This is a genomic window from Actinacidiphila rubida, assembly GCF_900110255.1.
GTDB lineage: Bacteria > Actinomycetota > Actinomycetes > Streptomycetales > Streptomycetaceae > Actinacidiphila > Actinacidiphila rubida.
The window spans coordinates 109406-124442 of record NZ_FODD01000002.1; the positions used below are offsets into that span (position 1 = coordinate 109406).

The 15037-nt window shown below is 74.0% G+C and carries 15 protein-coding genes; 10 read left to right on the forward strand and 5 right to left on the reverse strand.

Features of this window, described 5'->3' with window-relative positions:
• Nucleotides 1-31 precede the first annotated feature (31 nt).
• Together BMW99_RS02120 and BMW99_RS02125 are read right to left on the reverse strand one after the other, a co-directional pair.
• Nucleotides 32-763 carry a hypothetical protein gene (locus tag BMW99_RS02120; protein ID WP_177226046.1) on the reverse strand — a complete coding sequence of 244 codons (732 nt, stop codon included), beginning with the start codon at nt 761-763 and terminating at the stop codon, nt 32-34.
• Nucleotides 764-1015: 252 nt separating this feature from the next.
• Nucleotides 1016-2194, reverse strand: coding sequence for a polysaccharide deacetylase family protein (locus tag BMW99_RS02125; RefSeq protein ID WP_069467161.1), 1179 nt, complete (start codon nt 2192-2194; stop codon nt 1016-1018).
• A 277-nt stretch (nt 2195-2471) separates the two neighbouring features.
• Between BMW99_RS02125 and BMW99_RS02130 the strand changes: the two genes are divergently transcribed.
• Both BMW99_RS02130 and BMW99_RS02135 read left to right on the forward strand, forming a co-directional pair.
• The gene (locus BMW99_RS02130; RefSeq protein ID WP_069467162.1) at nt 2472-3647 is read left to right on the forward strand and encodes a UDP-N-acetylglucosamine--N-acetylmuramyl-(pentapeptide) pyrophosphoryl-undecaprenol N-acetylglucosamine transferase; all 1176 of its coding nucleotides are present in this window, start codon (nt 2472-2474) and stop codon (nt 3645-3647) included.
• A 58-nt stretch (nt 3648-3705) separates the two neighbouring features.
• Nucleotides 3706-4545: a hypothetical protein gene (locus BMW99_RS02135; protein WP_075016124.1), complete on the forward strand. Its 840-nt coding sequence runs from the start codon at nt 3706-3708 to the stop codon at nt 4543-4545.
• 19 nt (nt 4546-4564) lie between these two features.
• On the opposite strand, the gene BMW99_RS02140 is transcribed toward BMW99_RS02135, so the two are convergent.
• On the reverse strand, nt 4565-4984 hold the full coding sequence (locus BMW99_RS02140; RefSeq protein ID WP_069467698.1) for a hypothetical protein: 420 nt from the start codon (nt 4982-4984) through the stop codon (nt 4565-4567).
• Between the two features lie 26 nt (nt 4985-5010).
• Nucleotides 5011-6150, reverse strand: a complete 1140-nt coding sequence (locus BMW99_RS02145) for a PP2C family protein-serine/threonine phosphatase (protein WP_075016125.1) — start codon at nt 6148-6150, stop codon at nt 5011-5013.
• 308 nt (nt 6151-6458) lie between these two features.
• Between BMW99_RS02145 and BMW99_RS02150 the strand changes: the two genes are divergently transcribed.
• Nucleotides 6459-8774 (forward strand): SpoIIE family protein phosphatase, encoded by a 2316-nt coding sequence (locus BMW99_RS02150; RefSeq protein WP_069466094.1) that lies wholly within the window; start codon nt 6459-6461, stop codon nt 8772-8774.
• Between the two features lie 115 nt (nt 8775-8889).
• A complete protein-coding gene (locus BMW99_RS02155) occupies nt 8890-10002 on the forward strand; it encodes a serine hydrolase domain-containing protein (protein WP_245791139.1) in 1113 nt (370 codons plus the stop codon).
• A 174-nt stretch (nt 10003-10176) separates the two neighbouring features.
• Here the strand turns inward: BMW99_RS02155 and BMW99_RS02160 are convergent, their stop codons facing one another.
• Nucleotides 10177-10836 carry a hypothetical protein gene (locus BMW99_RS02160; RefSeq protein ID WP_069466093.1) on the reverse strand — a complete coding sequence of 220 codons (660 nt, stop codon included), beginning with the start codon at nt 10834-10836 and terminating at the stop codon, nt 10177-10179.
• 217 nt (nt 10837-11053) lie between these two features.
• On the opposite strand from BMW99_RS02160, the gene BMW99_RS02165 reads away from it, so the two are divergent.
• From BMW99_RS02165 to BMW99_RS41110, 6 genes are all read left to right on the forward strand, one after another.
• The gene (locus tag BMW99_RS02165) at nt 11054-11539 is read left to right on the forward strand and encodes a hypothetical protein (protein ID WP_141726360.1); all 486 of its coding nucleotides are present in this window, start codon (nt 11054-11056) and stop codon (nt 11537-11539) included.
• A 128-nt stretch (nt 11540-11667) separates the two neighbouring features.
• A complete protein-coding gene (locus tag BMW99_RS02170) occupies nt 11668-12534 on the forward strand; it encodes a PIG-L family deacetylase (RefSeq protein ID WP_069466091.1) in 867 nt (288 codons plus the stop codon).
• Between the two features lie 201 nt (nt 12535-12735).
• Complete coding sequence (locus BMW99_RS02175; protein ID WP_069466090.1) at nt 12736-12996, forward strand: hypothetical protein; 261 nt, start codon at nt 12736-12738, stop codon at nt 12994-12996.
• 335 nt (nt 12997-13331) lie between these two features.
• Nucleotides 13332-13631: a trypco2 family protein gene (locus BMW99_RS02180; RefSeq protein WP_069466089.1), complete on the forward strand. Its 300-nt coding sequence runs from the start codon at nt 13332-13334 to the stop codon at nt 13629-13631.
• A complete protein-coding gene (locus BMW99_RS02185) occupies nt 13621-14724 on the forward strand; it encodes an effector-associated domain 2-containing protein (RefSeq protein WP_069466088.1) in 1104 nt (367 codons plus the stop codon). Before BMW99_RS02180 ends, BMW99_RS02185 begins: the two co-directional genes overlap by 11 nt.
• Before the next feature lie 112 nt (nt 14725-14836).
• Nucleotides 14837-15013: a hypothetical protein gene (locus BMW99_RS41110; protein ID WP_176735633.1), complete on the forward strand. Its 177-nt coding sequence runs from the start codon at nt 14837-14839 to the stop codon at nt 15011-15013.
• Nucleotides 15014-15037 lie beyond the last annotated feature (24 nt).

Here is a 15037-nt window from a genome sequence, read left to right on the forward strand (position 1 = left end):
CGTGGCGCCGGCCACCGGACGGCGGCTTCGGTCAGGAAGGGGTGGAGCCGCCGCCGGGCGCGGTCCCGCGCGCGGCCGGGCCGGGCGACGCCGGTGCGGACGCGTCCCGTTCGGGATCGCCGAGCGCGTCGAGCCGGTCCAGCAGCGCGCGCAGCACCTCGTGCGGGATCGCGGGCCGGGGAGGCGGCTGGGAGGGGTCGATCCAGGGCCACAGCTCGTCGCCGATCAGCGCGCGGGCCCGCTCGGGGGCACCGTGCAGGTCCGTGCCGTGGCGGGCCCCGAGCCGCGCGTCGAAGAGCCGCTGCAGCTGGGGCCGCAGGCGCGGGGCGAAGTAGGCGTGCCCGTCGGCGCCGAGCACGTTGTGGACCAGCCACGGCCAGCCGCCGAGCCCGGGCTCGGTGCTGCCGAGCAGGCGGGCCGGCCTGCGGCGGCCGCCGTCGCGGGCACCCGTGCCCGCGACGTGGCGGGCGACGCACAGCCCGGCGCTGACCGCCACGGCCAGCCCCAGGGCGGCGGCGGCCACGCCGTCGGCGATGCCGAGCAGCACGACCGCGGTGGCGGCGACGCCGACGAGCGTCCGCACGGAGTGCCGGACCGAGCCGGGTGCGGAGCCGCCGCGCGCGGCGCGCGTCCCGGGCGCCGGACGCCGGGGCGCCGTTGCCCCCTCCTGGTTGCCGAGGACCCCGGGCAGCTCCAGTGCTCTCCGTGCCGGGGAACGCCCGGCGTCCCCCGCGGCCGCCTCGCGCGCGTCCGAACCGTTCATGGGGTGCCGTCCCTTCCAGGTCCGCCGGGTGCCGCACCGAGGTGTTCCGCGAGGCCCGCGAGTGCCGAGGCCGCGCCCCACCGCCTCGTCGGCAGCCTCCCACGGAGTCCCCGGCCCACGGTAGGTCCGCTCGGGCCATCGAGTGTCCCGGGCCCGGGCGGGGTGCTTCCGCGGTGGTGCACGGGAGCGGCGGCGGAGGCACCCGGGCCGCTGCCGTGGGTCCGGGTGTCTCGCCCTGACGGCGGGCGCGTGTCACACGGACTTGGTGAACTCGGCCCAGCCCTCGGTGGGTTGCCGGCCGACCTCGAGGGTGCGCAGCCGTGCGAGCAGCGCCGGGTCCTGGGCGTCGAGCCAGTCGACGTACTGCTTGAACGAGACCATGCGGACGTCGTCGGCGTTCTGCGACGAGATGTACTCCAGGACGCCCTGGACGGCGTCCATGTAGATCCCGCCGTTCCACTGCTCGAAGTGGTTGCCGATGTAGAAGGGCGCCCGGTTGGTGTCGTAGGCCCGCTGGAATCCGGCGATGTACGACGCGGTCGCCTGCTCGCGCCAACCGGGGTAGTTGCCCGGATCGGACGTCGTCGCCGCGTGCGACTGGTTGGCGAGCATGTTGTAGTCCATCGACAGCACCTCGAAGCGGTGCCCCGGGAAGGGGATCAGCTGCAACGGCAGATCCCACAGTCCCTGCTTCTTCGACGGCCAGATCTGCGAGCCGCCCGGCCCGCTGGCGTCGTAGCGCAGACCGAGTTTGGCGGCGGTGGGCAGCCACTGCTCCTGCCCGAGCAGGCAGGGGGTGCGACCGCCGGTGAGCTCCTTGCGGTAGTCGAACGGCAGCGAGGCGACGTCGGTGAAGCCGGTGGCGGTCTTCCAGGTGCTGACGAAACCGATGGCCTGCTCGATCTCGCTCTCCCACTGCTCCGGCGTCCAGTTCGCGACGCTGCCGTAGCCGGAGCAGAAGTGACCGTTGAAGTGCGTGCCGATCTCGTGGCCCTCCAGCCACGCCAGCCGGACCTGTTCCAGCGTCGTCCTGATGTGCTCGTCCTTGAAGTACCCGATGTCGGAGGCGCCCACGGGGTTGTTCGGGGGCCGGTACTGGTCCTTCTTGGCCTCGGGCAGGCAGTACAGGCCCGACAGGAAGAACGACATCTTGGCGTCGTGCTCCTTGGCCAGCGTCCGGAAGCGCGTGAACAGCCCGTTGTCGAGTTCCCCGGCGCCGTCCCAGGAGAAGATGACGAACTGCGGCGGCTTCCGGCCCGGTTCCAGCCGCTCGGCCGCCGTCTGGTGCGGTTGCGGGCCGGTGTCGGACATCGAGCCGTCACCGATGGGGACGTCCTTGGTCCCGTCGCCGACCAGCCCGCATCCCGCCGCGGCCCCGAGGGTGGCTCCCGCGGTCAGGCCCAGCAGGCTCCTCCGGGTGATCGGGCGCATGGGTGTCCCCCCATCCGTAACGGCCGGCGTCCGGGGCACCGGGCATCGTGGCACAGCGCTGCCCCGCGGGCAGCTGCAGGAGATATCCGGATCATCCACCGCCCATCCCCTCACATCGGTGGACAAGGTCATACTTTCCGCAAACTTGGTGACAATGAACCCTGACGGGTGAGTCGGATGAGTCGGGTGCGTACGGACCCGGACGGCCAGGTGACGTCGTCGTCCTCGGCGGCGGCCCCGCCGACGGCGGGAAGCGGAATCCACTAGGGTGCGCCGGGTGAATGCCTACGCAGCTGCCTCGCGCCCCTTCCGTCTGATCGTCACGGGGGGAGGGACGGGCGGCCACACCTACCCTGCGCTGACCGCGGTCAGGACGCTGCAGAACCGCCTCGCGGCGGACGGCGGATCGCTGGACGTGCTGTGGATCGGCACGCCGGAGGGGCTGGAGGCGCGGGTCGCCCCGGCGGAGGGCATCGCGTTCTCGACCGTGGCGACGGGCAAGATCCGCCGCTCCAGCAACCCGATCGAGATGGTGTCGCCGGCCAACGTCCGGGACATGGCGCGGGTCCCGCTCGGCGTCCTGCAGGCCCGCAAGGTGGTCGCCGACTTCCGGCCCGACGTGGTGCTGGCCACCGGCGGGTACGTGGCCGTGCCGGCCGGAATGGCGGCGCGCATGTGCAAGGTGCCGCTGGTGCTGCACGAGCAGACCGTGCGGCTGGGGCTGGCGAACCGGAAGCTGGCGGGCTCGGCGACGCGCATCGCCGTGTCATCGGAGTCCTCGCTGCTCCTGCTGCCCGAAGCGGTGCGGCACGTCGCGGTGGTGACGGGCAATCCGGTGCGGCCCGAGGTGCTGTCCGGCCACCCCGACAAGGCGGTCCACGGGCTGGGACTGCACGGCTTCGACCTGCGGCTGCCGACCGTCTACGTGACCGGCGGGGCGCAGGGCTCGCAGCAGATCAACGAACTGGTGCGCGGCGCCCTGCCGTGGCTGCTGGAGCGGGCGAACGTCATCCACCAGGCGGGCCCGGCGAACGTCGACGGCCTGCGGCACGCCGCGGCGGCCCTGCGGCCGGACCTCGCGGCCCGTTACCACCTGACGGGGTTCGTCAGCACCGAACTGCCCGACGTCCTGGCGCTGGCCGACGTGGTGATCTCCCGCAGCGGCGCCGGGACGCTCGCCGAGCTGACGGCGCTGGGCAAGCCCGCCGTGTTCGTCCCGCTGGCCACGTCCGCGGGCAACGAGCAGGCGCACAACGCGCGCCATCTCGAGGAGGCCGGCGCGGCCGTCGCCCTGGTCGGCGAGGTGACGCCCGAGTCCCTGGTGCGGGCGGCGGGCCCGCTGCTGACGGATCCGCGACTGCGGGCCGCGATGGCCGAGCGCGCGCGGGCGCACGGGCGGCCGGACGCGGCGGACCGGCTCGTCGACGTGGTCCTTTCCGCGGCGTCGCGCTGAACACCCGCCCGGCGCAACCCCGTTGCCCGGGCGGGACCCGTGTGCCGACACTGGTGCCATGATCCGGGCGACGCGGGAACCTCTGCCGGGCGGCGGCCTCGTCCTGGCCGTACCGGACGGAACGCCGTCCCCGGCCGCGCTGCGCTTCGAGCGTGCCGCGCCTCACCGGTGGGTGCTGCGGCAGGGCGAACGGCTCCTGGTCCAGGGCCGATCCGAGGGTGACGGCTGCTGCCGTGAGCTCCACCTGCACCGCGAGTCCGGATACCGCTCGCCCCTGCCGCCCGTCTCCGCGGCGGCGATGCGCACGCGCCCGGACTGGCCCCACCGGTACGCGCGGCAACTGGAGGAGACGACACTCGGTCCGCTGCACCGCGGGCGCTGGCGGCTCGGCCCGGTCACCACGTTCGCGCCGGGCATCTGGTCCACCGACCTCGTCCGCACCTGGCCGGACGCCACGCTGGACCTGCTGTGCGGGGGCGGCTGGCACGGTGTCCTCCCGTTGCGCCCGCTGCCGGTGCCGGACGCTCCACGCGTGAAGGCGTTCCGCAAGCACGCGCGGGAGGGCACGCTCGCGCCCGTGCTGGTGTGGTGGGTCTCCTTCCTCGACGGATGGATCGTCCTCGACGGCCACGACCGTGCCGCCGCCGCCCTGGCCGAGGGCCTCCAGCCCCCGTGCGTCGCACTCGTCCGGGTCGTGGACGACGCCGACTGGCGGGCGACCGCGGAGACGATCGGGGCGGCGCACCGGGAACGCCTCGCGGACCTGGGCGCACGCCCGCCCGGCCCGAACGACGCCCACCGACGCCGCACCCTGGACCGGTACTTCGCGGAGACGATCGCCGCCCTCCCCTACGAGGCCGCGACCACGCCGTGCCACGAACCGGGCGGCCCGGGCTGACGCCCCTCGCTGCGACCGGTCAGCGGTGGTGGTGCCCGTGCAGGTGGAGGTGGAGCAGGCCGTGCAGCGGGGCGCCGGGGTGCTGCAGCGGAGGCGGGACGGAGGCGGCCGGAGCCGGGGCCGGCGTGGGGTGCGCGGTGACACGGCTGGCGGGAAGCATGCCCTCCTCGGAGTACGGCGTCGTGGCGATCGTCTCGACCGTCTGGGCGTCGGTGAAGTCCTCCGAGCCGGGGACGTGCGGGACGAAACCGATGAGGGTGTTGTCGCGCAGCACCTCCGCGTCGAGCCCGCCGGCACCGCCCATCGTCCACAGCGCCTCGCTGCCGTCGGGGATGACCACGCGGATCCCGAACGCGTACACGCCTTCGTCGGCGCGATGGGCCATCACACCGCGCGCTCGCAGTGCCGCCACCATGCTGTCGACGCGTTCCGGTTCCATGGTCTCGAACCCTCCGGGAGGGGACCTCAGTCCCACGGTACCGCGGCCGCCTCGCTGTCCTCGGGGACACGGGTGAGGGCCAGCAGGGCGGCGTCGTCGGTCAGGCGCCCGCCGGCGTGGGCGAGCAGGTCCTGGCGCAGGCGCTGCAGCAGGGCCTGCGGGGACAGCGGGAGCGGGAACGCCGCGACGCGCTCGGCCAGCGGGTAGAACGTCCCCTCCGGTGAGCGCGCCTCGATCACCCCGTCCGTGTAGAGCAGCAGCGTGTCCCCCGCCGCGTAGGCGATGGCCTCGACGCACGCGCCGCCCGGCGCGAGGAATCCCAGGCCCAGCGGCGGCGACGGATCGGCGAACCGGGTGGTGAACACCCGGCCGTCGGCCCGGATCAGCAGCGGCGGCGGGTGCCCGCAACTGGCCATCACGGCGTGCTCGCCGCGGTCGGGCATCTCCAGCAGCAGCGCGGTGGCGAAGTTCTCGCCGCGCCGGCGGGGGCTGTCCGTCATCTCCTCCAGGTCCCAGCCGACGCTCTGCTCCAGGACCGCGGCCAGCTCGTCGAGGGTGACGCACCGCCGTGAGGCCTCGCGGAACGCGCCGAGGATCGCCGACGCCTCGGCGATCGCGGGCAGTCCGTGCCCGCGGACGTCGCCGATGATCACACGGCTGGCGGCCGGGCGGCGCCGGGTGACGGCGAACAGGTCGCCGCCGAACTGGGTGTCGTCCTCGGCGGTCAGGTACAGCCAGGCGATCCGCAGCGGGCCGACGCGGTCGGGCGGCGGGCGCAGCAGCACCCGCTGCGCGGTCTCGGCCACAACTCTGGCCCGGCTGAGCTGCCGGCCGCGCTGTACGCGGACGTAGCTGAAGAAGACCAGCAGGACCGAGACCACGAACAGCGCGACCAGTTGCCACGCCCGGGTCTGGTTGACCACGCCGCCGGTCAGTGACGCCACGAACACCTGGGCGCCGAGCGCCACCACGGAGATCCCCGCGGTCCACCAGGGGCCCGCGAAGGACGCGGTCAGCGCCGGCGCGACCACGAGCATGGGGCTGAGGTAGATCACCTTCGGCGAGATGACGTCGGCGACGGTGATGACGACGACCAGGGCGAGTGCGGTGGCCAGCGCCGGGCGGGCCGTGCCCTCCGGCAGGTCGCTCAGCCGACGGAGGTCCATACGGCGACGTTAACCCCCTCGCCCCCGATATCGGCGCGTCGCCGGACCGTGCCGCCGGCGCGGCCGAGCCGCGGGCCGCCGCGTCCGCGAACCCCGGAGGGGCTGCCCGCCCACCGGGTCCTCCGCACGGCACCGGCACCGCCGTTCCGGTCCTCCGCACGGCGGCCGGAAGGCTGCGGAGGTACGCTCGGAGGACTGGGCGCCGCCCCGGCAGCGGGGTGGCGGTACGTACCTGGGCAACCACCGGACCGCGGCGCCACGAGGCGGCGGCCGGGGACCGTGTCCGCGAGGCGGAAGGCACCCGGCCCATGAGAATCCTTCCGAACGACCAGGGGGACCCGCAAAGCGACCCGGCCGCGGAAGCCCGCCTGTCCGAGGTGCTCCTGCCACCGCTCACGGAGTGCGTCGCCGCGACGGGGGCGGTCGCCGGCATCGTCTACCTCGCCGAACCGGACGGGTCGCAGCTGCGGGCCGTGGTGATCGAGGGGGCCGTCCCGTTCGTCTTCGGCGTCCCCGACGCCATGTCGACCGACGGCCCGTACGCCTCCGCCACCGCGTGGCGCACGGGCGAGTTCACGGTGGTCGGAGAGCCGGCTCCCGAGCCCGGGGACCCGGCCTCGCCCCGCGTGATCCCGCTGCCCTACTCCGCGGCCTCGGTGCCGTTGGCGCGCGACGGCCGCCGTTACGGGGCACTGACCGTGATGGGGCTGCCCGTGCCCGGCGACGACTGGACGCTGAGCCCGTCCCAGCAGGCGCACCTGCTCGCGATCGGCGACCGGCTCACCCGACGGCTGGACGCCCTGGCGGCCGGCGGGGTGGCGGTGGCGCCCGGCCCGAGCGTGCTGCTGGTGCCGTCGCCCGGCGGTACCGACGAGGCAGGCGCGACCGGCGTGGCCCGGTGGTACGGGGCCGTGGACGACGGGGCCGGGCACGACGGGGGCGGCGCGCTGGAAGGAGCCGCGCGGTACGGAGGCCCGTCCGGCGCGGCGCGCAGCCTGTCGCTGATGTACCTGGTCCACAAGCTCAGCGCCCGGCTGACCAAGGTGACGGGTCTGGCGGAGATCACCCCCGCGGTCGTCGAACGGGTCATGCGACCGTTCCGGGCGCGAGGCGTGATCATCGGGCACATCACCGACGGGCGCCTGTGGGTCGTCGGCAGCGAGGGGACGCACTCCTCCGTCGTCCGCGAGATGCACGGCTCCGGCGTGACCGCGGGGACTCCGTGGGCCGATGCCGCCCTGACCCTCTTCCCGAAGTTCTTCGCGAACCGCGCCGCGCTCCACCGCCGGTACCCGGGCACGTTCGACGGCGACCCGCTGGGCGACGGCTGGGCGTTCCTCCCGCTGTGCGTGGCCGACCGCGCCGTGGGCGTCTGCTGCCTGTCCTTCGCCGGGGAGCGGGAACTGGACGCCCAGGAGCAGGCCGTCCTGATGATGCTCGCCGACCTCGTCGCGGCGACGCTGGAGCGTGCCCGGCTCGGCGCCTACGAGCACGTCCTGGCGGAGACCCTGCAGCGGATGCTGCTGCCCCGCGAGCTGACCGCGCTCCCGGGCGTCGTCACCACCGCCCGGTACGTCCCGGCCCGCAGGCAGGCGGGGCTGGGCGGCGACTGGTACGACGTGCTGCAGGTGCCCGACGGGCGCATCGGCCTGATCGTCGGCGACGTCGAGGGGCACAACATCGACAGCGCGATCGTCATGGGGCAGCTGCGCAGCGCGGTGATGGCCTACGCCAAGGAGGGGCACGATCCCGCGGCGGTGCTCGAACGGGCGGGTCGGCTGCTCTCCGACCTGGACACCGACCTCATCGCCTCCTGCTGCATCGCCTTCCTCAACATCGAGGACGGCGTCCTGGAGACGGCCCTCGCCGGGCATCCCGCGCCGCTGCTGCGCGATCCCGACGGCCGGCTGGAGTTCCTCGACGTCGTGCCGGGCGTGCCACTGGGCGTCACGCCCGCGTCCGGGACGAACACGTCCACGGTGCTGCGGCCGGGCGCCACGCTGATGCTCTACACCGACGGCATGCACCTGGCCGCCACCGGTGACCTCCCCGCGGCGGCGCTGGAACTCCTGACGACGACCGACGCGGACCTGGAGGAGCTGGCGGACCGTCTCGTGGACACGGCCGTCGACGGCCACGACGACCTGGCCCTCCTGCTGGCGCACTACGAGGGCGGCGTCGCCGGCGCCAGCCGGCGGATCGAGCAGATGGAGATCCCGCGGCACGACCTGCGCGGGGTCGCGGACGCGCGCCGGTTCGTCCGGAAGTGCCTGGAGCGGTGGGACAGCCCGGAGATCTCCGAGGCCCTCGAGATGATCGCCTCCGAGGCCGTCACCAACGCCCTGATCCACGCGGACAGCGACGTCGGCCTCCGGCTGCGCGAGTACGACGACCACGTGCGTCTGGAAGTGCGCGACTCCGACGCCCACCCGCCGCTGCCGTCGGCCCTGTCGGTCTCCGAGGAGGAGGAGCAGGCCCAGGCCGAGCACGGACGCGGGCTGGTCATCGTGGACAGCATCGCCACCGCGTGGGGCAGTTCGCCCCACGGCCGCGGCAAGACCGTCTGGATGGAGATGAAGTCCGAGGCCCAGGACGAAGAGGGCGACGACCCGGGCGGCCGGTGATCCCGCCCCGCCGCTCCGACCTGGCCGCTCATCCGGACCGTGCGAACCGATGGATGTCCCGGCGGGATCGGGTCACGGTCAAGGCGGCAGGCACCGTCGAGCGGAGGGACGTGACATGCCGGACGGGCGGGTGACGACGATGCCCTCGCTGCAGCGGAAGGTGCAGGGCGTCGTCGACGAACTCGTGGGCACCGGGGCCGAATCGGGCCTGCAGGTTGCGGTCCGCCACCGCGGTGCGCTCGTCGCTGACGCGGTCGCGGGGGTCGCCGACGGCCGGACCGGGCGCGCGGTGACCCCGGAGACCCCGTTCTTCGGCTTCTCCACGGGCAAGGTCATGACGTCGCTGATCGCTCACCTGCTGGTGGGCAACGGCGCTCTCGGGTACGACACCCCGGTGGCCGACGTGTGGCCGGAGTTCGGTGCCCACGGCAAGGCGACGGCGACGCTCCGGCACGTGCTGACCCACACGGTCGGCGTGCCGGCGATGCCTCGCGACATCGGTCCCGCCGACCTGGCCGACTGGCCGCGGGTGTGCGCCGCGATCGCCGGCGCCCGGCCGCTCTGGCCGCCGGGGACCGCGACGGGATACCACGCGTTCACGTTCGGGTTCCTCGTCGGCGAGATCGCACGGCGGGCGACGGGGGCACCGATGCGGCAGCTGCTGCGCGACTGGATCGCCGTCCCGCTCGGCATCCAGGACGGCGTGTACTTCGGCGTGCCCCGAACCGGCCTGGCCAGGCTGGCGCGGCTCGAGGACAGCGCGTCGGGGCCCGTCTCCCCGCCGTCCGCCGACGCGGTTCTCGCGGCGTGGGAGATGCGGCCGACCGCGGCCATGGGCAACAGCCACGCGATCCTGCGGGCGGACATCCCGTCGGTCGGCACCTTCACCGCGCGGGCGATGACCGCCGTGAACGCCGCGGTCCTCGACGGCCGGCTCCTCGACGCGCGCCGGCTCGACGAGGTGACGAGCGTCGCCTTCGAGGGCACCGACCAGGTCTTCGGCAACCCGGCACGCCTCGCCCTGGGTTATCCGCTGGGCCGCCTCGGGACACGGCCGGAGGAGACGCCCACCACGTTCGGCTGGGTCGGTGGCGGCGGCAGCTACGTCTGGGCCGACACCGCCACGGGCACTTCGTTCGCCCTGGCCAAGACGCGTCTCACCCCGCACTTCGACACCGCCGTGCGCCTCGCGGACCTGACGGCGGCGGAGATCGGCCGCCATGGCTGACGGGGACCGGCGGCGACGATGACGGGTGGCGGCGACCGCCTGGCGGCCGAACGGCGTTTCAGGCAGCGGAGGTTGCACGCCGGACGGCACAACGGACATGCGACGCGGTAGGGATCGCGCTGAGCGCGGAGCCGTGCTCGGTGCCGTTCGGCCGCGGGCTCCGGTGCGGCCGCGTCAGCCGTGCGGTGCGGCCGCCTCGTCGATGTCCGCCTCAGCGTGCGCCATGAGGTCGGCGAGCTCGTCGGCCTGCGGCTTGGGTACCTCCGCGTACTGGAGGGATTCGCGCACCCAGTTCGCGGTGGCGGTGGCCAGTGCCGTGGCTTTCTCCTCCTCCTTGTCGGAGAGGAGTTCCTCCACGTGGTGCCCGAGGCCGGGCAGCGTGTCCGCGTTGGTCTGCGGGACCAGGTAGTCGTGCAGTCCGGCGGGATAGGGCTCGTGGGTCCGCGAGGTCCGCAGTGCCGCGACCACCTTCGGGGTCTCGCTGCACTGGTCCAGCAGGCCGAGCAGGACGTAGATCCGCGCGGTCAGCCGCGGCAGCCCCGGATAGCCGTCCATCCACCGCATCAGCTCATCCTGGCCGCCGAGGTGGTCGATGACCTGGTGCAGCGCTTCCTCGGGCTTGTACGGCAGGTCCCAGCTGTGCGGCAGCATCTCGGCCACTTCCTGGGCGAGCCCGGCCTCTTCCTGACGGTCGAGGGTGCCGGCGCCGAACCTGCCGACCATGTCCTGGTCCAGCCGGTAGCCCTCGGGATCGGCGCGCTTCCCGTCCGGGGGTGCGCTGTGGTGCAGGTGGGTGAGCCGGGCACCGGTCCGGTGAAGCAGCTTCTCGTGCACGGGAGCCTCCTGCGGTCTGGGCTGCACCCCGTTTCCATCATGCGAGCCCACGGCACGCCCTGCGACTCGAGCCGTCTCCCGGGCCCACGGCGCGGGACCAGGACCCGCGACCGGGACACACGACCGGGACACGCGACCCCGGCCCGGACGACCGCGCCGCGGACGGTTCGGCGGGGCGTACCGGCGTGCCGTCACGGGTACATAGGCGGGGCGGTCCGTGACGAGCTTCCCGGGGGGATCCATGCAGGCGCAGGGCACGACGAATCCCCCGCCGGCTCCGGCGGCGGGGGCGGGGGGCCGGCGGGTCGACGAGGAGATCGCCGCTCTGCTGGAGGAGTACCGGACGTTACGCGAGGAGATCACCCAACGGATCTCGGCGCGCATGCAGTTGATCGGTTTCGCGGGCATCATCTCCGCCCTGCTCGCGGCGTCCGACCACCTGACCTACACGTCGCCGAGCCCGTACGTGTCGGCGCTCACGCTCCTGCTCGCCGTGCTCTGGGTGCGCGGGAGCAACCAGGCCATCCAGCGGATAGGGCGGCACCTGCGCGGGATCGAGGAGCGGATCAACGCGCTGGCGGCGCAGGCCTGGCAGTCTCCCGAGCCGCTGCTGACGTGGGAGACCTCGATCCAGTCGCGACGGCGCGCGGTGGGCGGTCTGGCCGGCTGGGTCGGCCGGACCGGCGGGTGGTACACCCACTGACCGGACGGCACCGCCACACGGAGGGGTCCTCCTCCCCGGGCCGTCCGGGGATCCGCGCGGGCCCGGGCGTCAACTCCCGTCCCCGCGAGGGCGGTCGGGCCGCCGGCCGTGGTGCAGGATAGGCGCCTATGGCGACTGTAGTGGCGTTCCACGCCCACCCGGACGACGAGGTGCTGATGACCGGCGGCACGCTGGCGCGCGCCGCGGCCGAGGGGCACCGCGTGGTCCTCGTGGTCGCCACCGACGGGGTGCTGGACGAGGTCCCGGCGGGCGGCTCCGTGCGCATCGCGGAGTTGCGGGCGAGCGCGGCGGCGCTGGGCGCCGCCCGGGTGGTGCACCTGGGCTACGCCGACAGCGGCAACGGCGGCACGCTGCTTCCGGACCCTGCCGACCGCCCTCGGTTCGTCCGGGCCGATCCGGCGGAGGCGGCCGGCCGGCTCGCCGACGTCCTGCGCGAGGAGCGGGCCGACGTTCTGCTCGGCTATGACGCCAACGGCGGCTACGGCCACCGCGACCACGTCCGCGTGCACGAAGTGGGCCGCGCGGCGGCGGAGTCGGCCGGGGTGCGGACCGTCCTGGAGGCGACGGTGCCGCGGGACCTGCTCGTGCGGGGACTGCGTGTGGTCGACCGCCTGAGGCTGCCGATCCGGCACGACGCCATCGTCGAGGACGCGTACAGCCCGCGGTCGGCGATCGCGTACCGGGTGAACGTTCGCCGCTACGCCCGCCAGAAGCAGGCCGCTCTGGCCGCCCACCGTTCGCAGGTCCGGGGCGGCGGCCGACTCGCCCCGCTCCTGCGGTTGTTGCTCCGCCTGCCCGCCCCCGTGTTCGGCCTCATCCTCGGCTACGAGTGGTTCACCGACGCCTCGCTGCCCGGTGGTTCGGCTCCGCCCGCGGAACTCACGGCACTCTTCCGCGGAAGCGCCGCGCCCGGAAGCACCTCCGCCGGAAAGACCTCCGCCCTTCCGGTCGCCCTCCGGCAGACCACCCCCTGACCAGGGCACCGCCAGGACATGCGTCATACCATTGGCGGAATATGATGACTATTTATGATCAATGAGAATGCGATGCGTTTTCTCTTTGAAGCAGAGTCTTTGCGGTTTTTGGCCACGTCTGCGACGCACGATCTTCCTGTCCGGACCGCACCGGTCCGGGAAGGCGGGGCATCGGCCCCAGTGCGTACGGAAAGGCCTGAGATGAACAAGGGACTGAAGAGGGCCGCGGCCCGCGGAGCGGTGGCGGTGGCCCTGGCCGCGGGTGCGATCGCCGGCACGGTCGGCACCGCCTCGGCGGCTCCGCTGCACGACCACCACGGACCGAAGCAGCAGCACTGCAAGGTGGTCGCGGGCCACTGGGAGCGGGTGTGGCACCCGGTCTACCAGGACCGCAACCACCACGAGCACACCGGCTACTGGACGCGCGTCTGGCAGCCCGCCCACCGCGAGTACCGCCGCTGACCCACACGGCATCCCCTTCTCACGCGGACGGTACTCGGCATTGCGCAGGCGGCCCCCGGGACACCCACACAGGGTGTCCCGGGGGCCGCCGCACGCCCGGCACCCCACGGGCCGGAGCCCGCCTCCGGGCGCTCGCGGGCCGCACGGCAGACCCCAGGTCACCAGCACGGCGTAGGTCGCGGACAGTTCGGGGTCGTCCAGGCCCTCGGCGCGCTTCGCGGCGAAGAGTTCGGGCCAGCCATGCGTGGAGCCGCTCCGGCGGCGGCCGGTCCGCGTCGCCGGCGATGTCCGCGAGGGGGAGAGTGCCGGGACCGGGGCGGGGGTAAGGGGTAGGGGTGATTGAACTGGCCGACCTGATCGAGCAGTTGCGCAGAGAGCTGACCACGGCGGTGTCCGCGGGGGCGGGTGAGGAGCTGCGGTTCGAGCTGGGCCCGGTGGAGCTGGAGGCCGCGGTCGTGGTGGAGCGCGCCACGACGGCCGGAGCGAAGGTGCGCTTCTGGGTGCTGGACGCCGGCGGTGAGGCCAAGGCCGGCACCAGCGCGACCCACCGGATCAAGCTGACACTGGACCCGCGGATCGGGAGCAGCGGTGGCCGGCCCTGGGTGAGCGGCGACACGGAAGACGGTGAGCGCTGACCCGGCGCCGGGTCGCCCCGCCGCCTCGTCCGGCGGCCTCGATCCGGCACGCGTCGCGGAGGTCCTGGTGGCGACGCCGGACGGGCGGGCCGGCCGGCGCGGCTCCGGCTACCGGGTCGGTGAGCGATGGGTGCTCACCGCCGCGCACGTCGTGACCGACGAGGCACCCGTAGCCGTACGCGTGCGCTTCGACGCCGACCGGCCGGAGGAGTGGACGGCCGCGGCGCGGGTGCTGCTCGCCGCCGCCGAGGCGGACGTGGCGCTGCTGGAGATCACCGGCGAGGTGCCGCCGGGGCCGCCGCCGCGGCCCCCGGTGTACGGCCAGGTGCCGGCGGCCGACGTGGTGCTGCGGTGCAGCGCCATGGGCTTTCCCCGCTTCAAGCTGCGGCGCGACCGCGGGACCGCGGCCGACGACGCCTCACCCTCGCAGTACCGGGACTCCTGCCATGCGACGGGGACCGTCTCGGTCCTGTCCAACCGCCGAGAGGGCACGCTCGAACTCGCCGTCACCCCGCCGGCCGCGGACCCGGACCCGCGGCGCTCCCCCTGGGAGGGCATGTCGGGCGCGGCCGTCTGGCACGGCCCCGCCCTCATCGGCGTGGTCAGCGCCCACCACACCGGCGACGGTCTCGGACGGCTGGCCGCCACCCGCGCGGACTGCTGGCACCGGCTTCTGACACCGGACCAGGGCGAGTTGATGAGCCGGCATGCGGGACTGCCCGGCCCCGCGGCGCTGCTCCCGCCCGCCGCGCCGAGCAGGGCCGCCCAGACCCCGCCGAGCCTCGTCGCCCTCAAGGACGACCTGCCGCTCAGCGAACTGCACCTGCTGGTCGACGCGTTGACCGACGTGCCGACCCTGCGTGACGCCGCTTCCCTGAGCCTGGTCCTGGACAGCATCCGTCCCGAGATCGCGGCCAACAGCCCCCGTGTTCCGGCCCTTCGGGCGGACGTCTACGGGATCGTGCGGACGTGCCTGCGCTATCCGGGCGCCCTGGACCAACTCCTCGACGCGGTAAGGATGATGGAGGGAGAATCCACCGCTGTGTCCCGGATGGACCGCGAGGCGGCGGAGTTGGGGAGGCGGTACGGCTGACCGGATATCGCGCTCCTGCGGCACGCAACGTTTCGGCACGCCGTCCGCTGGGTCATGATGACAAGGGGTGGACCGACGCACGTTCGCAACGGGGGAAGGGGCAGAGCGAGCCATGGAACAGTCGATGCCCGCCGTCGAGTCCGAACTCGTCGATCTCACGGGGGTATCGCTTGAAGCGCTGCGCGCCTTGGACGAAGACGCCCTCGCGGCACCGCTGGCGGCGCTGCTGCGGAGGATCGACGATCCACAGGCGATCGCGGCGGGGTACAACCAGTCACGTTCGGACTGAGCCGATCCGCACCGAGCCGCAGCG